The organism is Paraburkholderia panacisoli (assembly GCF_008369935.1).
In the GTDB taxonomy this organism is placed as follows: domain Bacteria; phylum Pseudomonadota; class Gammaproteobacteria; order Burkholderiales; family Burkholderiaceae; genus Paraburkholderia; species Paraburkholderia panacisoli.
Map to the genome: position 1 here is coordinate 79,967 of NZ_VTUZ01000024.1, position 26,282 is coordinate 106,248.

25 protein-coding genes and 1 tRNA gene are annotated in these 26,282 nt (G+C 63.6%); 13 read left to right on the forward strand and 13 right to left on the reverse strand.

The window, feature by feature from the left end; all coding sequences use genetic code 11:
- Positions 1–150: 150 nt before the first annotated feature.
- From FVF58_RS30120 to FVF58_RS30135, 4 genes are all read right to left on the reverse strand, one after another.
- Complete coding sequence (locus FVF58_RS30120; protein ID WP_149673424.1) at positions 151–3,153, reverse strand: ribonucleoside-diphosphate reductase subunit alpha; 3,003 nt, start codon at positions 3,151–3,153, stop codon at positions 151–153.
- Positions 3,154–3,682: 529 nt separating this feature from the next.
- Positions 3,683–4,279 (reverse strand): 1,6-anhydro-N-acetylmuramyl-L-alanine amidase AmpD, encoded by a 597-nt coding sequence (gene ampD, locus FVF58_RS30125; protein ID WP_149673425.1) that lies wholly within the window; start codon positions 4,277–4,279, stop codon positions 3,683–3,685.
- Positions 4,276–4,566: a PP0621 family protein gene (locus tag FVF58_RS30130; RefSeq protein WP_149673426.1), complete on the reverse strand. Its 291-nt coding sequence runs from the start codon at positions 4,564–4,566 to the stop codon at positions 4,276–4,278. The genes ampD and FVF58_RS30130 overlap by 4 nt, the downstream gene beginning before the upstream one ends.
- Before the next feature lie 9 nt (positions 4,567–4,575).
- Positions 4,576–5,493: a cytochrome C assembly family protein gene (locus tag FVF58_RS30135; protein WP_149673427.1), complete on the reverse strand. Its 918-nt coding sequence runs from the start codon at positions 5,491–5,493 to the stop codon at positions 4,576–4,578.
- Between the two features lie 81 nt (positions 5,494–5,574).
- On the opposite strand from FVF58_RS30135, the gene ffh reads away from it, so the two are divergent.
- Positions 5,575–6,942, forward strand: a complete 1,368-nt coding sequence (gene ffh / locus FVF58_RS30140; protein WP_149673428.1) for a signal recognition particle protein — start codon at positions 5,575–5,577, stop codon at positions 6,940–6,942.
- Between the two features lie 140 nt (positions 6,943–7,082).
- Positions 7,083–7,634: a hypoxanthine-guanine phosphoribosyltransferase gene (locus FVF58_RS30145; RefSeq protein ID WP_042320806.1), complete on the forward strand. Its 552-nt coding sequence runs from the start codon at positions 7,083–7,085 to the stop codon at positions 7,632–7,634.
- A gap of 159 nt (positions 7,635–7,793) precedes the next feature.
- On the opposite strand, the gene FVF58_RS30150 is transcribed toward FVF58_RS30145, so the two are convergent.
- Positions 7,794–8,393, reverse strand: coding sequence for a MarC family protein (locus FVF58_RS30150; RefSeq protein ID WP_149673429.1), 600 nt, complete (start codon positions 8,391–8,393; stop codon positions 7,794–7,796).
- A 12-nt stretch (positions 8,394–8,405) separates the two neighbouring features.
- On the reverse strand, positions 8,406–10,142 hold the full coding sequence (locus tag FVF58_RS30155; protein WP_149673430.1) for a proline--tRNA ligase: 1,737 nt from the start codon (positions 10,140–10,142) through the stop codon (positions 8,406–8,408).
- A gap of 302 nt (positions 10,143–10,444) precedes the next feature.
- Between FVF58_RS30155 and FVF58_RS30160 the strand changes: the two genes are divergently transcribed.
- Positions 10,445–11,185, forward strand: a complete 741-nt coding sequence (locus FVF58_RS30160) for an RNA pyrophosphohydrolase (RefSeq protein WP_149673431.1) — start codon at positions 10,445–10,447, stop codon at positions 11,183–11,185.
- 76 nt (positions 11,186–11,261) lie between these two features.
- Positions 11,262–11,819 (forward strand): CNP1-like family protein, encoded by a 558-nt coding sequence (locus tag FVF58_RS30165; RefSeq protein WP_149673432.1) that lies wholly within the window; start codon positions 11,262–11,264, stop codon positions 11,817–11,819.
- Between the two features lie 123 nt (positions 11,820–11,942).
- Here the strand turns inward: FVF58_RS30165 and proB are convergent, their stop codons facing one another.
- The 4 genes from proB to rplU all read right to left on the reverse strand — a co-directional run bounded on the left by proB (position 11,943) and on the right by rplU (position 15,095).
- Positions 11,943–13,061, reverse strand: coding sequence for a glutamate 5-kinase (gene proB, locus FVF58_RS30170; RefSeq protein ID WP_149673433.1), 1,119 nt, complete (start codon positions 13,059–13,061; stop codon positions 11,943–11,945).
- 71 nt (positions 13,062–13,132) lie between these two features.
- On the reverse strand, positions 13,133–14,254 hold the full coding sequence (gene cgtA / locus FVF58_RS30175; RefSeq protein ID WP_149673434.1) for an Obg family GTPase CgtA: 1,122 nt from the start codon (positions 14,252–14,254) through the stop codon (positions 13,133–13,135).
- A 240-nt stretch (positions 14,255–14,494) separates the two neighbouring features.
- On the reverse strand, positions 14,495–14,758 hold the full coding sequence (rpmA, locus tag FVF58_RS30180; RefSeq protein ID WP_149673435.1) for a 50S ribosomal protein L27: 264 nt from the start codon (positions 14,756–14,758) through the stop codon (positions 14,495–14,497).
- Positions 14,759–14,783: 25 nt separating this feature from the next.
- Positions 14,784–15,095, reverse strand: a complete 312-nt coding sequence (gene rplU / locus FVF58_RS30185) for a 50S ribosomal protein L21 (protein ID WP_007180329.1) — start codon at positions 15,093–15,095, stop codon at positions 14,784–14,786.
- 239 nt (positions 15,096–15,334) lie between these two features.
- Between rplU and FVF58_RS30190 the strand changes: the two genes are divergently transcribed.
- From FVF58_RS30190 to yacG, 9 genes are all read left to right on the forward strand, one after another.
- On the forward strand, positions 15,335–16,327 hold the full coding sequence (locus FVF58_RS30190; protein ID WP_149673436.1) for a polyprenyl synthetase family protein: 993 nt from the start codon (positions 15,335–15,337) through the stop codon (positions 16,325–16,327).
- Between the two features lie 48 nt (positions 16,328–16,375).
- Positions 16,376–16,452: transfer RNA gene (locus FVF58_RS30195), tRNA-Pro, on the forward strand.
- Positions 16,453–16,646: 194 nt separating this feature from the next.
- Entirely contained in the window at positions 16,647–17,945 is a 1,299-nt protein-coding gene (locus FVF58_RS30200; RefSeq protein ID WP_149673437.1) for an HlyC/CorC family transporter, read from the forward strand.
- A 147-nt stretch (positions 17,946–18,092) separates the two neighbouring features.
- Entirely contained in the window at positions 18,093–19,379 is a 1,287-nt protein-coding gene (locus FVF58_RS30205) for a GspE/PulE family protein (protein WP_149673438.1), read from the forward strand.
- Positions 19,376–20,605 (forward strand): type II secretion system F family protein, encoded by a 1,230-nt coding sequence (locus FVF58_RS30210; RefSeq protein ID WP_149673439.1) that lies wholly within the window; start codon positions 19,376–19,378, stop codon positions 20,603–20,605. Before FVF58_RS30205 ends, FVF58_RS30210 begins: the two co-directional genes overlap by 4 nt.
- Positions 20,606–20,632: 27 nt before the next feature.
- Positions 20,633–21,574, forward strand: a complete 942-nt coding sequence (locus FVF58_RS30215; RefSeq protein ID WP_149673440.1) for a prepilin peptidase — start codon at positions 20,633–20,635, stop codon at positions 21,572–21,574.
- Positions 21,575–21,577: 3 nt separating this feature from the next.
- Positions 21,578–22,180, forward strand: coding sequence for a dephospho-CoA kinase (gene coaE / locus FVF58_RS30220; RefSeq protein WP_149673441.1), 603 nt, complete (start codon positions 21,578–21,580; stop codon positions 22,178–22,180).
- A 222-nt stretch (positions 22,181–22,402) separates the two neighbouring features.
- Positions 22,403–23,158: a cell division protein ZapD gene (gene zapD, locus FVF58_RS30225; protein WP_042320771.1), complete on the forward strand. Its 756-nt coding sequence runs from the start codon at positions 22,403–22,405 to the stop codon at positions 23,156–23,158.
- Between the two features lie 138 nt (positions 23,159–23,296).
- Entirely contained in the window at positions 23,297–23,494 is a 198-nt protein-coding gene (gene yacG / locus FVF58_RS30230) for a DNA gyrase inhibitor YacG (protein ID WP_149673442.1), read from the forward strand.
- Between the two features lie 74 nt (positions 23,495–23,568).
- Here yacG and mutT read toward each other — a convergent pair whose 3' ends face one another.
- Genes mutT through argJ form a run of 3 tightly spaced genes read right to left on the reverse strand, consistent with a single transcriptional unit; the run spans position 23,569 to position 26,153 of the window.
- Entirely contained in the window at positions 23,569–23,991 is a 423-nt protein-coding gene (gene mutT / locus FVF58_RS30235) for an 8-oxo-dGTP diphosphatase MutT (RefSeq protein ID WP_149673443.1), read from the reverse strand.
- The gene (locus FVF58_RS30240; RefSeq protein WP_149673472.1) at positions 23,988–24,857 is read right to left on the reverse strand and encodes an ATP-binding protein; all 870 of its coding nucleotides are present in this window, start codon (positions 24,855–24,857) and stop codon (positions 23,988–23,990) included. The genes mutT and FVF58_RS30240 overlap by 4 nt, the downstream gene beginning before the upstream one ends.
- 54 nt (positions 24,858–24,911) lie before the next feature.
- A complete protein-coding gene (argJ, locus tag FVF58_RS30245) occupies positions 24,912–26,153 on the reverse strand; it encodes a bifunctional glutamate N-acetyltransferase/amino-acid acetyltransferase ArgJ (protein ID WP_149673444.1) in 1,242 nt (413 codons plus the stop codon).
- Between the last annotated feature and the right edge of the window lie 129 nt (positions 26,154–26,282).

The following is a 26,282-nucleotide window of genomic DNA, read 5'->3' on the forward strand; positions in this document are numbered from 1 at the left end:
ACTTCAGATCCCATCGCTTGCTTCGGTCCCACTCGCCGCTCACCGGCTCTGCTTCACTTCTGCCGCATCTATATAGATACGCGGATCGCTGCATGCGGGTCATCACCTACGACCCGTCAGCAAGCAGCGATCCTGCTGCTTGCCGCGTGCTTACTGGCAAGCCTCGCACTCTTCAAAGCCAGGGTCGCCCGGGCGCATCATGCAGACCGGACCATCCGCTTCGGGCGCTGCTTCGACCGCGACTGCCGGCGCTGCCGCGGCAGCCTGGATGCCGCCCACCGCGCCACCCGCTGCGCCGCCGCTGACGCCGAAGCCACCGGCCGCGCCGCCTGCGTCGCCACCCGAGCCCGCGCCACCTGCGCTCACCGCGTTCAGCGCGCCGTGCGCGACCGTCGACTTCTCGACGTGCGTCGCCGCCATCGTGCGCAGGTAGTAGGTGGTCTTCAGACCGCGCACCCATGCGAGCTTGTAGATCTCGTCGAGCTTCTTACCCGATGCGCCGCCCATGTAGATGTTCAGCGACTGCGCCTGGTCGATCCACTTCTGACGACGCGAGGCCGCCTCGACCAGCCACACCGGATCGAGTTCGAACGCGGTCGCGTAGATCGCGCGCAGGTCGGCCGGGATGCGGTCGATGCGCGAGAGCGTGCCGTCGAAGTACTTCAGGTCGGCGACCATCACCTCGTCCCACAGGCCGCGCGCCTTCAGGTCGCGCACCAGGTAGTCGTTGACCACCGTGAATTCGCCCGACAGGTTCGACTTCACGTACAGGTTCTGGAACGTCGGCTCGATGCAAGCCGACACGCCGATGATGTTCGAGATGGTCGCCGTCGGTGCGATCGCGACGCAGTTCGAGTTGCGCATGCCGTAGGTGGCGATGCGCGAACGCAGTTCGGTCCAGTCCATCGACTCGCTCGAATCGACTTCGACATAGCCGCCGCGTGCGTCGGCGAGCAGCTTCACCGAGTCTTGCGGCAGGATGCCGCGATCCCACAGCGAGCCGCGGTAGCTCGAGTAGCGGCCGCGCTCTTGCGCCAGTTCGGTCGACGCGTAGTAAGCGTAGTAGCACACCGCTTCCATCGACGTGTCGGCGAAAGCGACCGCCTCTTGCGACGCGTACGGCGTGCGCAGCAGATGCAGGCAGTCCTGGAAGCCCATGATGCCGAGGCCGACCGGACGGTGCTTCAGGTTCGAATTACGCGCCTTGGCGACCGCGTAGTAGTTGATGTCGATCACGTTGTCGAGCATGCGCATCGCCACGCTGACGGTGCGCTTGAGCTTGTCGTGGTCGAGCGCCAGCGTGCCGTCGGCCTGTTCCTTCAGGTGCGCGACGAGGTTCACCGAGCCCAGGTTGCAGACGGCGATTTCGGCGTCGCTGGTGTTCAGCGTGATTTCCGTGCACAGGTTCGACGAGTGGACGACGCCGACGTGCTGTTGCGGCGAGCGCACATTGCACGGGTCCTTGAACGTGATCCACGGATGGCCGGTTTCGAACAGCATGCCCAGCATCTTGCGCCACAGTTGCGCCGCCGGAATCTTCTTGAACAGCTTGATCTCGCCGCGTGCGACCTTGTCTTCGTAAGCCGTGTAAGCCGCTTCGAACTCGGCGCCGAACTTGTCGTGCAGGTCCGGGCACGTGGACGGCGAGAACAGCGTCCAGTCGCCGCCTTCCATCACGCGCTTCATGAACAGGTCGGGAATCCAGTTCGCCGTGTTCATGTCGTGCGTGCGGCGCCGGTCGTCGCCGGTGTTCTTGCGCAGCTCGAGGAATTCTTCGATGTCCAGGTGCCACGTTTCCAGGTACGCGCACACCGCGCCCTTGCGCTTGCCGCCCTGGTTCACGGCGACCGCCGTGTCGTTGACGACCTTCAGGAACGGCACGACGCCTTGCGACTTGCCGTTGGTGCCCTTGATGTGCGAGCCGAGCGCACGCACGCGCGTCCAGTCGTTGCCGAGGCCGCCGGCGAACTTCGACAGCAGCGCGTTTTCCTTCAGCGCTTCGTAGATGCCGTCGAGGTCGTCGTCGACCGTGGTCAGGTAGCACGACGACAGTTGCGAGCGGCGGGTGCCCGAGTTGAACAGCGTCGGCGTGGACGACATGAAGTCGAAGCTCGACAGCACGTTGTAGAACTCGATCGCGCGCGCTTCGCGGTCGATCTCGTTGAGCGACAGGCCCATCGCGACACGCATAAAGAATGCCTGCGGCATTTCGATACGCACGTTGTCGTGATGCAGGAAGTAGCGGTCGTACAGCGTTTGCAGACCGAGGTAGCCGAACTGCAGGTCGCGGTTGTTGTCGAGCGCGGCGCCGAGGCGCTTCAGGTCGAACTGCAGCAGCTTGTCGTCGAGCAGCTCGGCTTGCACGCCGCGCTTGATGAACTGCGGGAAGTACTCGGCGTAGCGCTCGCCCATCTCGGCTTGCGTGACTTCTTCTTCGAGGATCTCGCGGCGGATCGTGTGCAGCAGGATGCGCGCGGTGACCTGGCTGTACGCCGGGTCCTTTTCGATCATCGTGCGCGCGGCCAGGATTGCCGAGTCGTAGACCTGGCTCATCGGCACGCCGTCGTACAGGTTCTTCACCGTTTCAGCGATGATCGGGTCGGCGCTCACGGCGTCGCCCAGGTTCGCGCAAGCGGATTCGATGATGCCGCGCAGCGCGGCCAGATCCAGCGGACGCGTGACGCCGTTGTCGGTGACGTTCAGACCCGGCGCGCTGGCCGCGACCTGCTCGTCATGACCGCGCGCCTGCGTGCGCTTCTCGCGATACAGCACGTAAGCACGCGCGACGTTGTGCTCGCCGCCGCGCATCAGCGCGAGTTCAACCTGATCCTGAATGTCTTCGATATGGAAGGTGCCGCCGTTCGGGCGGCTGCGCACGAGCGCGCGCACCACGTTCTGCGTGAGTTGCTCGACCAGTTCGCGCACCCGCGCCGATGCCGCACCTTGACCACCGTTGACGGCCAGGAATGCCTTCGTCACGGCGATGGCGATTTTCGACGGTTCGAACGACACCACGCTGCCATTACGACGGATCACCTTGTAGTCGGCATAGGTGGTCTGCGGCGCGAGCGCTTGTGCGCCTTGTGCCTGGCCGAAAGCCTGGCCAGTCGGTGAGCCCTCATACCGGGTCGTCGCGTTGTCGGTGGTTTGCATGTGCAAAGCTCCTGGTCCTGGAAATGTTGCGGGAAGATCCGCGGATTAAATCGAGCGCTGCGCTAGCGCGTGCGCAAGCGATGAGGTGCAGGAAAAAGGCCGGCCGGGCCGGTTGGCGGGATGCGACTGCGATGAAGCCTGGTTCGAATTCGTAACGGTCTTCATCGTGCGTGTCGCGATCACTTGCTATGCCCCTTTCCTGAATGCTTCTGGATGCCGCCGGTGGTCCTACCGGCTGCGCCACAGGAATTTTTTTCGCTGCCTGGAATGCTTGCGGCGCCATGCTCGAAGAGCGGGGCGCCGCATAACTTATGCACTCAGTTATGCACAGAGTTATGCACACCAAACACAAGATATAGTGCAAAACTGAATTTGTGGCACCAAGTATAGTGTAGTTTCAAGACAGATCAAATCGATTTATTTGCCTTCAAAGTCTTGACATCCGGATCTGGCAGCGCACGGCCAACTCCCCGGAGAACAAGACGGCGCCTTGCTCTCCTCGCATCACGCGAACTCGCGCGAAGGGTCGTTACGGCGTTTTGGAAAACTTGAGATAGGGGAAATACCGATCGGCGAGGGACGTGTCGCTTTGCAGACGATGCCACTCGAAATGAGGCCCTGGATCGGTCTTGCGGCCGGGCGCGATGTCCGAGTGACCAGCCAGCGCCTGGACCGGATAGCGCGCCTTCAGCGCGCTCACCAGCGCCCCGAGCGTGCGGTATTGCGCCGCTTCGAAGGCAGTGGTGTCGCTGCCCTCCAGCTCGATGCCGATCGAAAAATCATTGCAACGCTCGCGGCCGAAAAAATTCGACGGCCCCGCGTGCCACGCGCGCTCGTTGCACGACACGAACTGTTCGAGTGCGCCGTCGCGATGAATCACGAAATGCGCGGACACCCGCACGCCACGCAGGTGCGAGTCGTAGTACGGGTGAGCATCGCAGTCCAGCGTGTTCTGGAACAGTTCGGCGATCGCCGTGCCGCCGAACTCGTTGGGCGGCAGGCTGATGTTGTGGACGACGATCAGCGTCGGCACGGCCCCTGCGGGCCGCGCTTCGAAATTCGGCGATGGCAGTTTGCGTGCGGCGGCGACCCAACCGTCTGCGTCGACGGTGAACTCGACGCTCATCGGGCGTCGCGGCCCGTGGGTCGTGCGGCGTGGCGCTGCGCGTGCGCGGCGCTGCAGAACGGCTGGCCGGCAACCATCACCGAGTCGCTCTTCGGCGCATGCACGCCGCACTCGGCGCAACGGATCATCGGCTCGGCGAGTTGCGGGGCGTCGGAGGGACGCGCGCCGCCGTTCGCGCCTTTGGCGCCGGCGCCGCGCTGGGTTGCTTGCGCGTCATGACGACGCAGCGCCTTTACCAGCCATTGACCAACGATGAACAACAGGATCAGCAGAAATATTTGTCGCATGGGACACGCTCACACTACGGCGCGGTGCAACAGCACCTCGAAAACAAAACGGCTGCCGACGTACGCCAGCAACAACGCGACGAACGACGCCAGCACCCAGCGCAATGCCGCACGGCCGCGCCAGCCGGATACCTTGCGCGCGGTCAGCAGCGCGCCGAACATCACCCACGAAAGAATCGCGAAGACGGTCTTGTGATCGAGCCGCAACGCGCGGTCGACCAGTTGCTCGCTGAACAGGATGCCCGACACGAGCGTGAGCGTCAGCAAGATGAAACCTGCGCCGATCAGACGGAACAGCAGCTTCTCGAGCGTCAGCAGCGGCGGCAGTGTATCAAGCCAGCTGACCAGCCAGCCGTTGGCCGCCGCGCCCGGATGCCGCTGCGCCATGCCGCCGCGCATCGCATGCAGGCGGCGCTCGACGAGCAGCATCAGAATCGCGTGCAGCGCCGCGATCGCAAACAGACCGTAGGCGATGTTGGCGATCAGGAAGTGCAGCTTGAACAGCGGCGCCGCCGAATACGGCAGCACACGCACGCCGTTGAACGCGAGCGGCATCAGCGACGCGACGCACGCGAGCGGCAACACCAGCAGGCGCAGGCCGTCGAGCGGAAAGAAGAAGCTCTCGATCCAGTAGATGCCGGCGCCGAGCCAGAACATCGCCGACAGCGCGAACGCGAAGCCGAACACCATCGCGTTCTGCGGAAAGATAGTGGTATGCAGCAGCACGCCGTGCGCGAGCAGCGCGACGAACAGCAGCGCTCGGCCCGGCGTGCTCATGCCCGAAGCGGCCGACGCACTCGCGGCGGCGGGCATCGGCGGCACGCTCTCGAGCATGGGGCGCGCGGTGGCGTGCCGGTGCGAGCGCCAGCCGGCCACGGCGAGACCGCCGTAGAGGAGCGCAGTGAGGGCATACAGTACAATATCCATATTCGAAGTTTACACTAGGCCCCAACTCCGCGACGTCTTCCACGTCGCGCGCCGCCCGGGCCGCCCTCTCCATCGCTCCCCATGCTCGACAATCTGACTCAACGGATGGCGCGTGTCGTCAAGACGCTGCGCGGCGAAGCCCGGCTCACCGAGGCTAACACTCAGGAAATGCTGCGCGAAGTCCGCCTCGCGCTGCTCGAAGCCGACGTGGCGCTGCCCGTCGTGCGCGAGTTCATCGCCAAGGTGAAGGAAAAGGCGCTCGGCGAGGAAGTCATCAGCAGCCTGTCGCCGGGTCAGGCGCTGGTCGGCGTGGTGCAGCGCGAGTTGACCGCGATCATCGGCGGCGACTATGAAGGCAAGGCGGTCGAACTCAATCTCGCCGTCACGCCGCCGGCCGTCATCCTGATGGCGGGTCTGCAAGGCGCGGGTAAGACGACCACGGTCGGCAAGCTCGCCAAGCTGCTGCGCGAAAAGTACAAGAAGAAGGTCCTGACCGTTTCGTGCGACGTCTACCGCCCCGCTGCTATCGCGCAGTTGAAGACGGTGACCGAGCAGGTCGGCGCGGACTTCTTCCCGTCGGAACCGGACCAGAAGCCAGTCGATATCGCCCGCGCCGCGGTGGATTGGGCCAAGCGCCACTATCACGACGTGCTGCTGGTCGACACGGCCGGCCGTCTCGGTATCGACGAAGCGATGATGCAGGAAATCGCCGCGCTTCACCGTGAGCTGAAGCCGTCGGAGACGCTGTTCGTCGTCGACGCGATGCTCGGCCAGGACGCGGTGAACACGGCCAAGGCGTTCAGCGACGCGCTGCCGCTCACCGGCGTGGTCCTCACCAAGCTCGACGGCGACTCGCGCGGTGGCGCGGCTCTGTCCGTGCGTCACGTGACGGGCAAGCCGATCAAGTTCGTCGGCGTCGCGGAAAAGCTCGACGGCCTCGAAGTGTTCTACCCGGATCGGATGGCGAACCGGATTCTCGGCATGGGCGACATTCTTGCGCTCGTCGAAGAAGCGCAACGCGGCGTGGACGTCCAGGCCGCGCAAAAGCTCGCCGACAAGGTCAAGAAAGGCGGCGACTTCGACCTCAACGATTTCCGCGCGCAGCTCACGCAAATGAAGGGCATGGGTGGCCTGTCGTCGCTGATGGACAAGCTGCCCGCGCAGTTCCAGCAAGCCGCCGCCGGCGCCGACATGAGCCAGGCGGAAAAGCAGATGCGCCGCATGGAAGGCATCATCAATTCGATGACCCCGCTCGAGCGCGCCAAGCCCGATCTGATCAAGGCCACCCGCAAGCGCCGCATCGCCGCGGGCGCGGGCGTACAGGTGCAGGAAGTCAACCGCATGCTGAACCAGTACGACCAGATGCGCACGATGATGAAAAAGCTCAAGGGCGGCAATCTGCAGAAGATGATGCGCGGCATGAAGGGCATGTTGCCCGGCATGCGCTAAGCTTGACCATAACGGCGGCTGCACTTACGCGCAGAAATCACGGAACGCGCGGCTGACTTAGGGTTCGTGCGGGTTTATTCTGTACCGCAGGCTGCCGTTCTCACCCCCACCATGTACACAGTTATCGCCCGTCAGACGTCATGAACCGCGAAGAAGCCCTCCACATTTTCAGCCACTCCGAAGAAATCGTTTCGGCCAGCGACGTCAACGCGTCGATCAGCGGCATGGCTGCCGCCATCCGCGACGAGATGAGCGAGGACTTCCCGCTCGTGCTGTCGGTGATGGGCGGCGCCGCGGTGTTCACCGGCATGCTGCTGCCGCACCTCGATTTCCCGCTCGAGTTCGACTACATCCATCTGACCCGCTACCGCAATACCACCAAGGGCGGCAACGAGATGCAATGGCGCGTCGCGCCGGCCGAGTCGGTGAAAGATCGCGTCGTGCTGGTGCTCGACGATATCCTCGACGAAGGCGAGACGATGGCCGCGATCCGCGACCGCATTCTCGCGATGGGCGCCAAGCGCTTTCTAAGCGCGGTGTTGTGCGAGAAGATTATTCCGAAGGCCAAGCCGCTGCGCCCGGATTACTGCGGCTTCGAAGTGCCAGACCGCTATGTGTTCGGTTGCGGCATGGACGCGAAGGGTTACTGGCGCAACCTGCCGACAATTCGCGCGTTGACGGAAGGCGCTTGAATGGCGCGTTTGGAGTGGCCGCGGTTACACGGCGTGGCGGTTGAGAAACCGGCGTAAAGAGAGAGCGGCCCGCATGGGCCGCTTTTTTGTTGGTGCGATTCGAACAGGAACGCGAGAGCGCGCAACTCTCGCGCTGAAACCCGCTAGCCGCGCTCGGCCTCACAACTGATGCACGAAAGCCCGGATACCGCCCAATATCATCTCGACCGAGATCGCCACCAGCACCAGCCCCATCAGCCGTTCGAAGGCCGTCATCGTGCGTTCGCCTAGCCACTTCTGAATGCGCTCGGCCAGCATCAGCACGATCGCGCAGACGATCATCGTGACGGTCAGCGCGCCGATCCATTCGAACGTCTTGCCGGGCGCCTGAGACGTCAGCAGCATCACCGTTGCCAGCGCCGACGGCCCCGCCAGTGCGGGAATCGCGAGCGGCACGATCAGCGGCTCGCCGCCGCGCGCGTCGCCGCCGAATGGACCGTCCGGATGCGGGAACACCATTCTGAGCGCGATCAGAAACAGCACGATCCCGCCGCCGATACGCATCGACTGGTCGCTCAGACTCATCATGCGCAGGAAGCCCTGCCCCAACACCATGAAAAGCAGCAGGATCGAGAAGGCGATCGCCACCTCGCGCAGAATGACCACCGTGCGACGCTCGGGCGACACGCTGCGCAGGCAACTGATGAAGATCGGAATATTGCCGAGTGGATCGGTGATCAGAATCAGCAGGACGGTCGCAGACAGGAAGGTGTACTCCACTGTCCGCTCCGCTTAGTGCGCCAACGCTGCGCGAACTTTCCCGATGACCGTCTGCGCCGCTTCCTCGACCGGCAGCAGCGTCGCCTCTGCGTCGCGGCGGCCCTGGTATTCGAGCTTGCCTTCCTTCAGGCCACGGTCGCCGATCACCAGACGATGCGGTACGCCGATCAGCTCCCAGTCGGCGAACATCACGCCCGGCCGCTCGCCACGGTCGTCGAGGATCACGTCGATGCCCGCTTCGACCAAGGCCGCGTACAGCTTGTCGGCCTGCTCGCGCACGGCTTCGCTGCGGTCATAGCCCATCGGGCACAGCACGACTTCGAACGGCGCGATCGACTCCGGCCAGATGATGCCCTTCTCGTCGAAATTCTGTTCGATCGCGGCACCGAGAATACGCGTGATGCCGATACCGTAGCAGCCCATTTCCATCGGCTGCGGCTTGCCGGTTTCGTCGAGGCAGTTCGCGTTCATCGCTTCAGAGTACTTGCGGCCGAGCTGGAACACGTGGCCCACTTCGATGCCGCGGCAGATGTCGATCTCACCCTTGCCGTCCGGCGACGGATCGCCCTTCTTCACGTTGCGAATGTCGGCAACGACCGGCTCCGGCAGATCGCGGCCCCAGTTCACACCGGTGGTGTGGTAATCCACTTCGTTCGAGCCGACCACGAAGTCGCTCATGTTCGCGACCGTACTATCCGCGACGACCTTGACCGGCTTCTTCGTGTCGATCGGACCGAGGTAGCCCGGCGGCGTGCCGAAGGTCTCGATAATCTCGGCTTCGGTCGCCATGCGGAAGTCGGCCAGACCGGGCAGCTTGCTCGCCTTGATCTCGTTCAGATCGTGGTCGCCACGCAGCATCAACAGCCAGATGGTCGGCTCGGCGCCTTCGTTTTCCGTTGCCAGCACGATCGACTTGATCGTGCGTTCGAGCGGAATGCTCAGCAGTTCCGCGACGGCCTCGCACTTCGCCTTGCCGGGCGTGGCGGTCTTCTTCATCTGTTCAGCAGGCGCCGCGCGTTGCGCGTAGAGCGGCAGCGCTTCGGCCGCTTCGACGTTCGCCGCGAAGTCCGAGGTCGGGCAGTAGGCGATCGCGTCTTCACCGGTGTCGGCAATCACGTGGAATTCATGCGAGCCGCTGCCGCCGATCGAACCGTTGTCCGCCGCCACCGCGCGGAAGTCCAGACCGAGGCGCGTGAAAATCCGCACGTACGCTTCGTACATCTTGCGATACGACTCGCGCAGACCTTCGGCGTCCTTGTCGAACGAGTACGCGTCTTTCATGATGAACTCGCGGCCGCGCATCACGCCGAACCGCGGACGGATCTCGTCGCGGAACTTCGTCTGCACCTGATAGAAGTTCACCGGCAACTGGCGGTAGCTCTTGATCTGGTTGCGCGCGATGTCCGTGATCACTTCTTCGTGCGTCGGTCCGAGCACGAAGTCCGATTGCTTGCGGTCCTTGAAACGCAGCAACTCGGGGCCGTACTTTTCCCAGCGGCCCGATTCCTGCCACAACTCGGCCGGCTGCACCGACGGCATCAGCAACTCGATCGCGCCTGCCCGGTTCATTTCTTCGCGCACGATGTTTTCCACCTTGCGGATCGAGCGCAGGCCGACCGGCAGGTAGTTGTAGATACCGCCGGCGATGCGGCGGATCATGCCGGCGCGCACCATGAGCTTGTGGCTGACGATCTCGGCGTCGGCGGGAGCTTCTTTCAGCGTGCCGATAAAGAAACGGGAAGCTTTCATTCAGATTATCCAAAAGCGGCGGCACCGGAGGGACCGCCCGAAAGGTGAAAACAGTGGGGAATCGACACAGATCCGGCGCAGAGCCGGCACGGTTTGCGTGACAACCGCCAGCGCTGCCGGCTCGCGGCCCCGAAGCCGCGGCGCCAAGCTTTTTGCACAACGGATAAGGCACGGAAAGACTGACAGGCTACCGCAAACGCGGGCCTTTTGCGGCGAATCGCACCATTCTGGGTCGATTCGGTGCGTCGGGCCCGTTATCTGTTTATAATCAAAGCAATTTTAAAGGATTCGAAGGTGGTTGTATGCTGGATCGTGAAGGCTTTCGCCCGAACGTCGGCATCATCCTCTTGAACGCGCACAACGAGGTGTTTTGGGGCAAACGGCTCCGTGAACATTCCTGGCAGTTTCCGCAAGGGGGCATCAAGTACGGAGAGACCCCCGTGCAAGCGATGTATCGGGAGTTACACGAAGAAACCGGGTTGCTTCCTGAGCACGTCAAGGTGATCGGTCGCACGCGCGACTGGTTGCGTTATGAGGTGCCTGACAAGTTCATCAAGCGCGAAGTACGCGGTCATTACCGCGGCCAGAAACAAATCTGGTTCCTGCTTCGGATGGTAGGACGCGACTGCGACATCTGCTTGCGCGCCACCGACCACCCTGAGTTCGATGCGTGGCGCTGGAACGAGTACTGGGTGCCGCTCGACTGTGTGATCGAGTTCAAGCGGGATGTGTATCAGTTGGCGCTGACGGAGTTGTCCCGTTTCATGCGCCGAGCTGCGCCGCGTGCGGAAAAACCTGGCGGGCACCATGTGTCGCGTTATCCACGGATAGCGTCGACAATGGAAAGTCCACCGGATTCCACGGTAATGACGGTGACTTCCGTAACGTCCGTCAGCATCGAAACATCGGTTCACGTCACGATCGCGTCCGATTGCGGTTCGGGCTCCAGGTCAGCGGCCGAAGTGGGCGCCGGTCCGGAGCACGAAGACGAATCGGCTGGCGAAACCGCCGGCTCGCTGTTCCGCCCGGGCGTGCGCAATTAACAACTCTGTGCGGCTGTCCACGCCGCCTCTACTGGCGCGGCTCCTCGAGTCGCGCCAGTGTTTCGAGGAAACCATATTGAAAGCACTTGCACTCGTCGTGGCGTGCGTCGCCACCGGCGCCCTGCTGGCTGGCTGCTCGAGCGCCGGCAAACCCACCAATCAGGACGACAGCACGTTTGTCTACCTGCTGGACCGCAAGGGCAACTGGGTTGAAAACAAGGTGGATACCTTGCCGCCGCTGCCGCAAGACTCGAGTCTGTTGCCTTTCGAAGTGTCGGGCAATACACCGCTGCAGTTCGCGATCGATCGGAACTCGCTCAGCGTGGGCACCGACGGCGTGGTTCGCTACACCGTGGTCGTGACGAGCCCGAGCGGCGCTCGCAACGTGAACTACGAAGGGATCCGCTGCGACACCTATGAATGGCGTCTGTATGCGGGCTTGAATGCGGATCATGACGACTGGGACAGGACGGTCGCGAACGAGTTCTCGCGCATCGAGAACGGCGCGCTGAATGCGTATCACGCAGCGCTCTATCAGGATTACATGTGCGCGAACAAGATACCCACGGGCAATGCCCAGCAGATTGTCGAGAACATCCGCTACAAGCGCACTGCGACTTCGTTGGTTCACTGAGACGCGTCTCGGTAGCGCGTGCTTCGAGTCTGACGCGTCGCGGATATGAGATATGAGAAAGCCGTTCCAGCCAACGCTGGAACGGCTTTTTTCATAGGCCGCGCGCTCTTGCCGGTCAGCGAATCAGACCAGCACCAGGTTGTCGCGATGGATCAACTCGGGCTCCAGCATGTAGCCGAGCACCGATTCGATTTCGCCGCTGGGCCGCCGCTGAATCAGCTTGGTTTCAGCACTGCTGTAGTTCGTCAGGCCGCGCGCCACTTCACGCCCTGCGGCGCTCAGGCAAGCGATCACCTCGCCGCGCGCAAACGCCCCCTGCACACCGACAATGCCGATGGGTAACAAGCTCTTGCCGCCAGCAGTCAGCTTTTCAACCGCGCCGTCGTCGATCACCACATGGCCTCGCACCTGCAGATGGTCGGCCATCCACTGCTTGCGCGCCGCCATCCGCGCGGTGCGCGCGATCAACTGCGTGCCGATCGCCTCGCCCGAGGCCAGGCGCGACAGCACATCCGCTTCACGCCCGCTCGCGATCACCGTATTCGCGCCGCTGTGAGCCGCGCGCTTCGCGGCGAGAATCTTGGTCAGCATGCCGCCGCGACCGAGGCTCGAGCCCGCGCCGCCCGCCATCGCCTCGAGATCCGGCGCACCGGCATCGGCCTGCTGAACGAGCGTGGCGTTCGGGTCCTTGCGCGGGTCGGCGGTGAAGAGGCCCTGCTGATCGGTAAGGATGACGAGCGCGTCGCCTTCGATCAGATTGGCGACCAGCGCGCCCAGCGTATCGTTGTCGCCGAACTTGATTTCGTCGGTAACGACCGTGTCATTCTCGTTGATGATCGGCACGACGCCCAGACGCAGCAGCGTGAGCAACGTGGAGCGCGCGTTCAGATAGCGCTCGCGGTCGGCCAGGTCGGCGTGAGTCAGCAAAATCTGCGCGGTCTGAATGGAATGCTCGGCAAAGCGGCTTTCGTACACCTGCGCAAGGCCCATTTGACCGACGGCCGCGGCCGCCTGCAATTCGTCGATTTCGCGTGGCCTTTTGGTCCAACCGAGCCGCTGCATTCCTTCGGCGATGGCGCCCGAACTGACCAGCACCACTTCCTTGCCTTGCGCGCGCAGGGCCGCAATCTGCGCGGCCCAGCGGCCGATCGCAGCATGATCGAGGCCGCGCCCGTCATTCGTGACGAGGCTCGAACCGACTTTCACTACCAATCGCCGTGAATCTGCGATGACGGAACGCATTGTGCGCGGTCTCCCAAGATGACGCGTGATGCAAGCCGGCAGCCCGCCCAGGCGCCGGCGCTCAAGCTTTACTATTCCTGCGGGTCGGCGCCGGAGCCGTCGGCCGCGGCCGGTGCTTGCGGCTTCTCGCGGAAACGCACGTCGGCGGCGAGATCTTCGGCTTCAGCCGCGCGTTGCGCGTCCGAATGCGCGGCGATGTAGTCGAACACCGCATAGCAGAGATTCTCGCAACCCTGGCCGGTCAGCGCCGAGATTTCGAACACCGGGCCGTCCCAGCCGAAGCCTTCGAGGAATGCCGAAACACGCGCTTCACGCTCGTCTTCGGGCACCATGTCGAGCTTGTTGAGCACAAGCCAGCGCGGCTTTTCAAACAGCAGCTCGTCGTACTTGCGCAATTCGTTGACGATCGCCTTGGCTTCCGCGACCGGATCGACCGCTTCGTCGAACGGTGCGAGGTCGACGATGTGCAGCAACAAGCCGGTACGTTGCAGGTGACGCAGGAACTGATGACCGAGGCCAGCGCCTTCAGCCGCGCCTTCGATCAAACCGGGAATGTCGGCGATCACGAAGCTGCGACTCGGCCCGACGCGCACCACGCCGAGATTCGGCGCGAGCGTGGTGAACGGGTAGTCGGCGATCTTCGGCCTGGCGTTCGATACCGACGAGATGAACGTCGACTTGCCGGCGTTCGGCATGCCGAGCAAACCGACGTCGGCCAGCACCTTCAATTCGAGACGCACCATGCGGCGCTCGCCCGGCTTGCCGTCGGTCTTCTGGCGCGGCGCGCGGTTCGTGCTGGATTTGAAATGCAGATTGCCGAGACCGCCCGCACCGCCCTGCGCGATCTGCACGCTCTGATTGTGCTCGGTCAGGTCGGCGATCAGCTCGCCGGTTTCCATGTCGGTGATCGTGGTGCCAACCGGCATGCGCAGCGTGATGTCGTCGCCCCCCTTGCCGTAGCAATCCGAGCCGCGGCCGTTTTCGCCGTTGCGCGCCAGATGCTTTTTCGCGTAGCGGTAGTCGATCAGCGTATTGATGTTGCGGTCCGCGACCGCGATCACGCTCCCGCCCCGCCCGCCGTCGCCGCCATCGGGGCCGCCGAACGGAACGAATTTCTCGCGGCGCATCGACGCGCTGCCATCCCCTCCGTCGCCGGCGATGACTTCAATCCTCGCTTCGTCAATGAACTTCATGCGTAACTCCGTCCCGTGGTGTGCTGCCAGATGGTGCTGCCAGATGGTGCTGCCAGATTTGTTGCTATCGGATGCTGCTATTTTGCCGCGCCCGCCACGCGTTGATCAATCGACCGAACGGCATAGCCGTGCCGGCATCGACGATCGACTCCGCGCCCCCGGCGAAAGCGCTGCAATAAAAAAAGCCCCGCGAACTTCGCGGGGCCTTTTCCGGTCCTGAAGCCCGTGCCAGTCTAAAACTCAGACTGCTGCCGGGACGACGTTGACCATATGCTTCTTCGCTGCGCCTTTCGTCGAGAACTGGACGTGGCCGTCCGTCAGCGCGAACAAGGTGTGATCCTTGCCGATACCGACGTTGTCACCAGCGTGCATACGCGTGCCGCGTTGACGCACGATGATGCCACCAGCGTTGATAGCCTGGCCGCCATAAACCTTCACGCCGAGACGCTTCGATTCAGAGTCGCGGCCGTTGCGGGATGATCCGCCTGCCTTTTTGTGTGCCATTTGATTTGCTCCTTAACCGGTGCGCTTACGCGTTGATCGCGTCGATGCGCAGTTCGGTATAGTTCTGGCGGTGGCCGCCATGCTTCTGGTAGTGCTTCCGGCGACGCATCTTGAAGATGGTCACTTTTGCGTGACGACCTTGCGACACGACGGTAGCCTTGACGGAAGCCCCACTGACCAGCGGCGTACCGAACTTAATCGATTCGCCTTCGCCCACTGCGAGAACCTGGTCGAGCGTGATTTCAGCGTCAATGTCTGCCGGTATCTGTTCTACTTTAAGTTTTTCGCCGACGGCAACTTTATACTGCTTGCCACCGGTTTTTATGACCGCGTACATTGAGAACCTCACTCTGTATTCATTTTTTCCACGCACCGCGCGCGGAAACCCGTGATTATACATAGAGTTAGCTGCTCGGTCAAAACTCATTGAGAGGCACCCTGCGCAGCGCCCGGCACCTTGTCGCAGCGCTTACGCGCAAGGCCCGGCCGCTGCCCCGAATTCGCCGCGCCGCAGCCTGCGACCCGGAACTGCCGCGATTCGCCTTATAATTCGCCGCACTACCCAATTCAGCCATCATGTCGTCGACTGCCACCCCCTCCTCCAACGCCGCCAGCCTGCTCGCTCCGATCGCCGAAGACATGCAGCAGGTCAATCGCGTCATCCGGCACCGCCTTGCGTCCGACGTGATGCTGATCAACCAGATTTCCGAGTACATCATCAGCGCCGGCGGCAAACGGCTGCGGCCCGCGCTGCTGCTGCTGGTGGCGGGCGCGCTGGGCGAAACCACGGGACACCGGCACGAGCTGGCTGCGGTCGTCGAATTCATCCACACCGCGACGCTGCTGCACGACGACGTGGTCGACGAATCCGATCTGCGGCGCGGCCGCCAGACCGCCAATGCGCTGTTCGGCAACGCCGCGAGCGTGCTGGTGGGCGATTTTCTCTACTCACGCTCGTTCCAGATGATGGTCGGCGTGGGCAAGATGCGCGTGATGGAGATCCTGTCGGAGGCGACCAACATCATCTCCGAAGGCGAAGTGCTGCAGTTGCTGAACATGCACGACGCGGACGTCGACGAAGCCCGCTACATGCAGGTGATCCGCTACAAGACCGCCAAGCTGTTCGAGGCGGCCGCGCAGCTCGGCGCGGTGCTGGCCGGCGCGGACGCGAAGACCGAAGCAGCCGCCGCGGAATTCGGCCGCCGCATCGGCACCGCGTTCCAGATCATGGACGACTGGCTCGACTACACGGGCACGGCCGAGTCGATGGGCAAGAACGCGGGCGACGATCTGCGCGAAGGCAAGCCCACGCTCCCGCTGATCTATCTGATCGAACGCGGCACGCCGCAGCAGGCGGCGCTCGCGCGCGAAGCGATCGAGCAAGGCGGCACGGACCGTTTCGACACGATTTTCGAGGCAATCACCCGCTCCGGCGCGCTGGATCACACGCTCGAATGCGCGAAGCAGGAAGCTCAGGCAGCAGCAGCAGCAATTTCTTCATTTCCTGGTTCCATTTTCAAAGATAGCCTGCTAGAATTATGTTCTTACTCGACGGCAAGACAGTCTTGAACGAGACTGAAACGCCGGATTAGTCTGAATCGAGTCCGCAGTACAAATCGGGGTGTAGCTTAGCCTGGTAGAGCGCTACGTTCGGGACGTAGAGGCCGGAGGTTCGAATCCTCTCACCCCGACCAGATTTTCCTTGTTAGTTCAAGGCTCGAAAAACCGCCCAGCTTGCTCGGCGGTTTTTTGTTTTGGGCGCGATTTTCCTGCTTCTTGCGCTGTGCTCCCCGCCGTTATGGTATTTGGCGTAACGCCATCCCGCTGGCGGCTCACGCGCCCCCCTCTGCTATATTCTGTTCATCCTCTCCCCTATTCTTCACGACGCGTGGAACAACTTCCCTTATGGGCGCAGATTGGCGCCGTCTTTCTGCTGCTTATCTGCTCCAGCTTCTTTTCCATTTCCGAAACGGCGATGATGGCGCTCAACCGTCATCGGTTGAAACATCTTGCCAACCAGAACGCGCTCGGCGCGAAGACCACCCAGGGGCTGCTCGCACACACCGATCAACTGCTGAGCGTCGTGCTGATCGGCAACAATCTGTTCAACACCATCATCCCGGTGCTCACCACGTCGATCGCGCTGCACACGTTCGGCCGCAACAACCTCGTGCTGTCGATCGCAACCGGCATCGTCGCGTTCCTGATCATCGTGTTCGCGGAAATCACGCCGAAAATCGTCGGCGCGACGTTCCCCGAGAAGATCGCGCTGCCGGCCAGCCTGCTGATCGCGCCGATGATGCGCGTCGCCAAGCCGCTCGTCTGGTTCGTGAATCTGTTCGCAACCGGCATCCTGCGGGTGCTGCACATCAACACGAAAGGCGCGCGCGATATGCGCCTGTCCACCGAAGAACTGCGCACTATCGTGCTGGAGTCGGGCAGCTTCATGCCGACCAAGCACCGCAGCATTCTGCTGAACCTGTTCGACCTCGAAAACATTTCCGTCGACGACGTGATGATCCCGCGCCGCCGCATCGAGTCGCTCGACTTCGAGGCGCCGTTCGAGCAGATCCTGCATCAACTGGAAACCTGCTATCACAACAAGCTGATCGTCTACCAGGGCGACATCGACCGCGTACTGGGCGTGCTGCACGTTCGCAAGACGCTCGCGGCCCTGCACAACCAGGAGCTGGAGCGCGAGACGCTGCGCGAATTGCTGGCCGAGCCGTACTTCGTGCCGACCGGCACGCCGGTATTCCAGCAGCTCCAGTACTTCCAGGAGAGCCGTCACCGCACCGCGCTGGTCGTCAACGAATACGGCGAACTGCAAGGTCTGGTCACGCCGGAAGACATCATCGAGGAGCTGATCGGCGAATTCACCACGTCGATTCCGCGTAGCGCCAACTCGCGTGGCGGCTGGAACGAGCACGGCGAATGCATCGTCGCAGGCAGTATGCCTCTACGCGAACTGAACCGCTGGCTGCAACTCACGCTGCCCACCGACGGGCCGAAAACCCTCAACGGCCTGATCCTCGAAATTCTCGAAGACATTCCCGACGGCGACGTGTGCGTGCAAATTCGCGACGTCAAACTCGAAGTCATGCGCAGCGACGATCAGGCGATTCGCACGGTCAAGCTGTTCAGGCCGCCGTCGCGCGCGAAAGCCGGCAAAGCCGTGCTGCGCTGAACGGCGCGCCGTCTGGTTGCGAGACGCCGCCAGAATCGCACACCCGCACGGCGCGCGCCATTAGCCGAATGGCTGAATGGCGGCGCCGGCCGCGTTACCGGAAGATGAAGCCGTCATGTTCTACAGGCGGCTCATCCCCGGTCTCTTATGCAAACTTCCACTCAGGCGCCGCCCCGGCCCGTCGCATTCGACAGCGAGGGCATGCCACGGGCGAAGCCCAATCCCTTCGCCGCCGAAGGCAGCGCGGCCCTTCTCACCGATCCCGACAGCGCGCCCGCCGTGCGTCTTTTGACCGACACCTTGCAGGAAGCGACCCGGCGCAACGCGTCGGACCTGCATATCGAACCGGCCGAGCGCGGCTGGCGCATGCGATTGCGAATCGATGGCGTGCTGCATGAAATCGCGCCGCCGCCCGCTCATCTGCGCGACGCATTCGTTACGCGCGTGAAGGTGCTGGCGCGCATGGATATCGCCGAACGACGCGTGCCGCAAGATGGCCGGCTGCGCATCGCGACGACGCCTGGCCGGGTCGAAGACTATCGCGTCAACTCGCTGCCCACGCTGTTCGGCGAAAAACTGGTCCTACGCCGGCTCGATGCATTGCCCAGCGATCTTTCGCTCGACTCGCTCGGCCTCGATCCGCGTCAACGCTTGACGGTCGATGCGGCGATTCGCGCGCCGCACGGTCTTGTGCTCGTGACCGGACCCACTGGAAGCGGCAAAACGCTGTCGCTGTACTGCTTCCTGAATCTGCTGAATGGCGAGGCGCGCAATCTGTGTTCGGTGGAAGACCCAGCGGAAATTCAGCTGGCCGGTATCAATCAGGTGAGCGTGCGCGAAAAGGCAGGGCTGACGTTCGCGGTGGCGCTGCGCGCCTTCTTGCGACAGGACCCCGACGTGATCATGGTCGGCGAAATCCGCGATAACGAAACCGCCGATGTCGCCGTGAAAGCCGCACAAACCGGCCACCTCGTCCTGTCGACCTTGCACACCAACGACGCGCCTGCGGCCGTCGCGCGCCTGATCGACATCGGCGTCGAGCCATACAATCTCGCGGCTGCGCTGCGGATGGTCACGGCGCAGCGGCTGGTGCGGCGCCTGTGCGTCGCATGCCGCGCGCCCGCGCCGCAATCGGCAGCGGCGCTGCGCGCAGCGGGCTTCGACGAGCATCAACTCGACGATTGGCAGCCCTACGCGCCGACCGGCTGCGCGGCTTGCCATGGCATCGGCTATCGCGGCCGCGTCGGGGTTCATCAAGTGATGCCCGTCTCCGATGCGATGCGCGAGCTGATCGTGGCGAGCGCCGGCACGCACGAGCTTGCGCGGCTCGCGCAAACCGAACAGGTAGCGACCTTGCGCGACGCGGCGTTGGCGCGTGTGCGCGACGGCACCACCAGTCTCGCTGAAGCGCTCGCCGCTACCGAACTCACATGAACACTGGCACGACTCACCAGCTCATTGCGGCCGACATGCGCTTCGCGTGGCGCGGCGTCGACGCCGACGGCATCCACAAAAACGGCACGCTGGTCGCGCCGGACGCGAGCGCTGCGCGCGCCATGCTCAAGCGCGAGAGCCTGTTCATCGTCGAACTCACAGCGCGCGGGCCGGCGCCGCGCCCGACAGCGCGCGCCGCCGACGTCACACTGTTCACCCGGCAGCTCGCCAGTCTGCTGCGCGCCGGCTTGCCGCTCGCGCCCGCACTGGACCTGCTCGCACAAGCGCAGGCGTCGAGCCGGCAGGGCATGCCGCGCATCGTCGGCGCAGTGGCGCGCGATATCACTGCGGGCCTGCGTTTCTCGGCGGCACTACAACGGCACCCCGCGCAATTCAATGCGCTGTACTGCCAGCTCGTCGAAGTGGGCGAGACGGCCGGCGCCCTGGCCGCCGTCCTCGCCAGAATCGCCGACGATCGCGAGCGCGCCGCCGCGCAACGCGCCAAGGTGCGCGCGGCACTGACCTATCCGGGGGCGATCCTGTTGCTGGCCATCGCGATTACCGCGGCGTTGCTGGTGTGGGTCGTGCCGACCTTCAAGCAGATCTTCGACGGCTTCGGCGCGACGCTGCCCGCGCCAACGCGGTTCGTGCTGGCGCTATCGTCCGGCGCGGCGCGCTGGAGCATACCGGCGCTCGCGATGACCTTCGTATTGACCTCGGCTGCGACGTTTCTGCTGCGGCGTTCCGAAACGGCGCGCATCCGGTTCGCACGTTTATCGCTAGGATTGCCGGTCGCCGGTCCGCTGCTGGGCACGCTGTGCGCGGCCCGCTGGAGCCGCGCGCTCGGCACCTTGCTATCGGCCGGCACGCCGCTCGCGGACGCGTTCGATTCGCTGACCCACGCCACGGGCAACGCCTTCTTCGATCGCGCCACCGCCGGGATCGCCGAGCGTCTGCGGCGCGGCGAACGGCTCGCCGCAGCGATGCGCGCTTCGCGCTGCTTCCCACCTGAGGTCGTGCAACCGGTTGCGGTTGCCGAGGAGTCCGGAGCACTGGACACCATGCTGATCGACGTGGCCTCGCTGGCGGATCGCCAGGTAGATGAAAAGATCGGCACGCTTTCGAGCCTGTGCGAGCCGCTCGTGATCGTCGTGCTGGGGACGCTGGTCGGCGGCCTTGTGATCGCGATGTATCTTCCCATTATTCAACTCGGCAACGTGGTGTAGGATCGCAGCCGAATCCATCCCTTATCCATGCAGGCTCCGCTTTCACTCGTGCCAGAAACTTCATCCAGTCTGCTCTCGGGACTACTGCAGGGGCGCTTCGCGGCCGGCCTCGGCCTGGCATTCGGCAGCTTGCCCGCCAGCGTGCAGATCACGTTCGCAATCGTGTTCGGCCTCGTAATCGGCAGCTTCCTGAACGTGGTCGTGCATCGGCTGCCGATCATGCTGGAGCGTGCATGGCGCGCGGAAATCAGCGACGCCATCAATGAACCGCCGCAAAACGACGGTCTGCCAGCGCGCTACAACCTGTGGGTGCCGCGCAGCGCATGTCCGCATTGCGGCCACGTTCTGAGCGCGTGGGAAAACCTGCCGGTGCTCAGCTACCTGCTGTTGCGCGGACGCTGCTCTGCGTGCAACGCGCACGTGAGCCTGCGCTATCCGCTGCTCGAAATTGCCAGCGCCGCATTCGCGGCAGGCGCACTCGCGCTGTTCGGCCCGACCCTCACGGCGCTCGCCGCGTTCGGACTGTGCGCGGCGCTGCTCGCGATGAGCGCGATCGACATCGACACTCACTTGCTGCCGGACTCGATGACGCTGCCGCTTTTGTGGGCGGGCATCATCGTCAACTTCAACGGTATGTTCGCGAGCCTGCACGATGCCGTGCTCGGCGCTATCTTCGGCTATCTGGTGCTGTGGGTCCTGTATTGGCTGTTCCGGCTGGTGCGCGGCGTCGAAGGCATGGGTTATGGCGATTTCAAACTGCTGGCGGCACTGGGCGCATGGCTCGGCTGGGCCGCATTGCCACAGATCGTGTTGATCGCGGCGGTCACCGGCGCGGTGGTTGGCCTCGCGGCCACGTGGCGCGGCCGCATGCGCTTTGAAGAGCCGCTGCCGTTCGGACCGTTTCTCGCAGCGGGCGGCGCGCTCACGCTGTTTCTCGGCACACCGCTCTATCGGGCTCTGGGAGGCTGAAGCATGTTCGTCGTGGGACTGACCGGCGGCATCGGCAGCGGCAAATCGACCGTCGCCGATCTGTTCGCCGCGCACGGTGTGCCGCTTGTGGACACCGATCTGATCGCGCACCGCATCACCGCGCCACACGGCATGGCGATGCCGCAGATTGCCGCTGAATTCGGCGCTGCGTTCGTCGCCGCCGACGGCTCGCTCGACCGCGCCCTCATGCGCGAACTGGTGTTCAGCGACGACGGCGCCCGCAAACGGCTCGAGGCCATCACGCATCCGTTGATTCGTGCCGAGACCAAACGCGAGCAGCGCGAAGCGCAGGGCCCGTACGTGATTGTCGTCGTACCGCTGCTGGTCGAATCCGGTAGCTGGAAGGGCCGCGTGAATCGCGTGCTCACCGTCGACTGCAGCGTCGAAACGCAGATCTCGCGCGTAATGAGCCGCAACGGCTTCAGCCGCGACCAGGTGCTCGCGATCATCGCCCGCCAGGCCACGCGCGAAGCGCGCCTCGCCGCTGCCGACGACGTGATCGACAACGACAATGCGCCACTCGACGCGCTGAAGGCGCAAGTCGACAGGCAGCATCGAGCGTACCTGTCGCTCGCGGGCACGTGAACCGCAGGCGCACCCGCGTGCACCGCGCTAACCCAGAGCGCCAGTCTTCGCCCATCCGTAGCCCCTTTGCGGCACCGCGTTTGTCGATGCGCGCAGAAACTACCCGAAACACATGAAAAAAGTTGCGAATGCGTGCTGAAAAAGTGCGTGATTGCTAGGGTAGTCTCACGGCATTAGAATGTTCTGCATTCCCGTCACCGACCACGCCCGAGGCGAGCCCGCTTGATCCTTTACGAGTATCCCTTCAACGAGCGAATCCGGACGCTGCTGCGCCTCGAAGATCTGTTCGAGCGCTTCACGTTCTTTCTGACTCAGGAAGACGCCAGGGAACATCACGTCGCACTGACAACGTTGTTCGAAATCTCAGAGGTTGCGGGTCGCGCGGATCTGAAGTCGGATCTGATGAAGGAACTCGAACGTCAACGGCAAACGCTGGCGCCGTTTCGCGGCAATCCGGGCATCGAACAGAACGCGCTGGAAGCCGTGCTCGGCGAAATCGAACAGACCCTCGCGGGGCTTGGGCAGATGCAGGGCAAGACCGGCCAGCATCTTGCAGACAACGAGTGGCTCGCCAGCATTCGCAGCCGCGCAATCATTCCCGGTGGCACCTGCAAATTCGACCTGCCGTCCTACTACGCGTGGCAGCAGCTTCATCCTGATCAGCGCCGCCAGGACATCGCCAAGTGGGTCACGCCGCTGCTGCCGCTGCGCGACGCGGCGACCATCGTTCTGCGGCTCGCGCGCGAGTCCGGCCAGGCGTCGAAAGTCATGGCGATGCAAGGCAGCTACCAGCAGATGCTGTCAGGGCGTTCGTATCAATTGATGCAGGTTCGCGTGGCACCTGAATTGCGGGTGATTCCGGAGGCGAGCGCCAACAAGTACATGCTGTGGGTACGCTTCACAGTGCAGGACGGCGATCTGCGTCCGCGTGCAGTGGATGTCGACGTGCCGTTTCAGCTCACGCTTTGCAGCCTGTAAACTGGCTGACAACCCGGACCGCACCCGGTCCGCAAGGGTTCGCCGGCTAGATCCAGATCGAGGGGCGCGCCTTTGAAGCGGCGCGAAATACCCCTATATTCCTTACTTGTTCCGTTTTGCGATTGACTGCCTGACCGTATGCCTACCGTCGTCAAATGCCCCACTTGCGGCAAGGATGTCCGCTGGACCCCTGAAAACCGCTTCCGCCCGTTCTGCTCCGACCGCTGCAAGCAGATCGACCTCGGCGCCTGGGCCGCTGAGAAGTACAAGATCGGCGGGACCGATCAGGAAGCGGCGTCGGACGAAGCGCCTGGCGGGGACTACAACCCGCATTGAGCGAGGAGCCCACTGCGGCAATGACGCGGGCGGGCGCGGCTGGTGCAGCGCCCGCTACTGCGCATATCCCTCTACTAGTTCTTTTCAGCCGCGAGCCATTCGAGCACAGGAATGGTCGCCGGCAACAACGGCGCGACATCAGCCGGCAACGTCTGCCAGACAAACGCCTGGCCTTCGCGGCCGTGCGGCTCGCCGGACCACTGCGTGACTTTGCAGAAGAAGAGCCGCACATAGGCATGCGGGTAATCGTGTTCGAGCGTGTGCCAAAGTTGACTCGCCTGAACGTCGATCCCTAGTTCCTCGTGCAGCTCACGTGCAAGCGCAGCCTCGACCGACTCGCCCGCCTCCAGCTTGCCGCCAGGAAACTCCCAGTAGCCCTCATACGGCTTGCCCGCCGGACGCTGCGCCAGCAGATAGCGCCCGTCCGGCTGAATCAGCACGCCGACGGCAACTTCCGTCACCGAACGACCAGCGGCGTTCTTCTGCGCGTCACTCATGCCGATGTTTTCCGGCCGGACCAGTCACGCGCGAACTGCCACGCCACCCGTCCCGAGCGCGAGCCGCGTTCGAGCGCCCACACCAGCGCGTCGCCGCGCGCCGCTTCGACTTCGGCGTCGTCGCAGCCGAAATGCCGCAGCCAGTGGCCGATGATCGACAGGTAGTCGTCCTGCTTGAACGGATAGAAGCTGACCCACAGCCCGAATCGCTCGGACAGCGAGATCTTTTCTTCAACCAGTTCGCCCGGGTGAATCTCGCCGTCGGACGTGTGCTTGTACGTCTCGTTGTCGCTCATGTACTCGGGCAGCAGATGGCGGCGGTTCGACGTCGCGTAAATCAGCACGTTGTCCGACTGCGCGGCGATCGAACCGTCGAGCGCCACCTTCAGCGCCTTGTAGCCCGACTCGCCGTCTTCGAACGAAAGGTCGTCGCAGAACACCACGAAGCGCTCCGGACGCTTCGCGATCAGATCGACGATATCGCCGAGATCGTGCAGATCGTCCTTGTCCACTTCGATCAGACGCAGGCCATCTTTCGCATAGGTGTTCAGGCACGCCTTGATCAGCGACGATTTGCCGGTGCCGCGCGCGCCCGTCAGCAGCACGTTGTTGGCCGGCTGCTGGCGCACGAACTGGCGCGTGTTCTGCTCGATCAACCCTTTCTGGCGATCAATGTTTTTCAGGTCGTCGAGCGTGATCGACGAAATAGCGGGCACGGGCTGCAGGTAACCGCGCCCCTGGCGCTTGCGCCAGCGATAGGCGATCGCGCCCGACCAATCGATCTCAGGCGCGGCGGGCGGGAGCATCGCTTCCAGGCGGACGAGCACGGCTTCGGCCCGGGTCAGAAACTGTTCGAGTTTGTCCATGACGGTGAAGTAAGCGGCCAGATACGCGGCCAAGGGGCCGCGCAACGAACCTGATTACGAACGATAGTCGGCGTTGATGCTCACGTAGTCGTGCGACAGATCGCAAGTCCAGATCGTGGCTTGCGCATTGCCGCGGCCGAGTACGACGCGAATGCCGATCTCGCTCTTTTTCATGACGCGCTGGCCGTCTTCTTCACGGTAGGCCGGATTGCGGCCGCCGGCAGTCGCGACCAGCACGTCGTCCAGATACAGATCGATCTTGCCGACGTCGAGATCGTCCACGCCGGCATAGCCGATGGCCGCGAGGATGCGGCCGAGATTCGGGTCCGATGCATAGAAGGCCGTCTTCACGAGCGGCGAATGGCCGATCGCGTACGCGATCTGGCGGCATTCGCCGATGCTCGAGCCGCCTTCGACATGCACGGTCATGAATTTGGTCGCGCCTTCGCCGTCGCGCACGATCAGTTGCGCGAGGCTCTGGGCGACTTCGGTCACCGCGTCGCGCAGCGCTGCATAAGCGGGCGAATCGGTGGACGTGATCGCCGGCAGGCTCGATTTGCCCGACGCGATCAGGATGAACGAATCATTGGTCGACGTATCGCCATCGATCGTGATGCAGTTGAACGAGCGGTCCGCGACGTGCCTGACCAGCGCATCGAGCACCGGTTGAGCGACGGCCGCGTCGAATGCGAGGAAGCCGAGCATGGTCGCCATGTTCGGCTTGATCATGCCGGCGCCCTTGCTGATGCCGGTCAGCGTGACCGTATGGCCGTCGATCGCGACCTGGCGCGAGGTGGCCTTCGGCAGGGTGTCGGTGGTCATGATCGCCTGCGCGGCGTCGTACCAGTTCGCCGTCTTGCGGTTGGCCAGCGCGGCCGGCAGACCGGCCTTCAAACGATCGACCGGCAGCGGTTCGAGAATCACGCCGGTCGAAAACGGCAGCACCTGTTCCGGCGAGATGTCCGCGAGTCGCGCGAGTTCGGCGCATGTTTCGCGCGCAGCCACGAGACCCGGCTCACCCGTGCCTGCATTCGCGTTGCCGGTGTTGATGACCAGCGCGCGAATCGGCTTGCCGCCCGCGCGCACGCGCGCCAGATTCTCACGGCACACCGTGACGGGCGCCGCGCAAAAACGGTTCTGCGTGAACACGCCGCCAACCGTCGCGCTTTCGTCCACGGAAATGACGAGCACGTCCTTGCGGTTCGGCTTGCGGATATTCGCCTCCGCCCAGCCAAGCGTAACGCCGGCTACCGGATGGAGTTGAGCGGGATCAATCGAGGGGAAATTGACAGCCATGGTCGCGACCTGTCGAAGAAAATGCCGGCAGGCGCCGGCATCGAGGGGAACGAAACTGATGGATCGGGCGGGTTGCGCGAACCACCGCGAAATCAACGGCGAAGCCCAGCGTAAAACAACGCGGCGCGC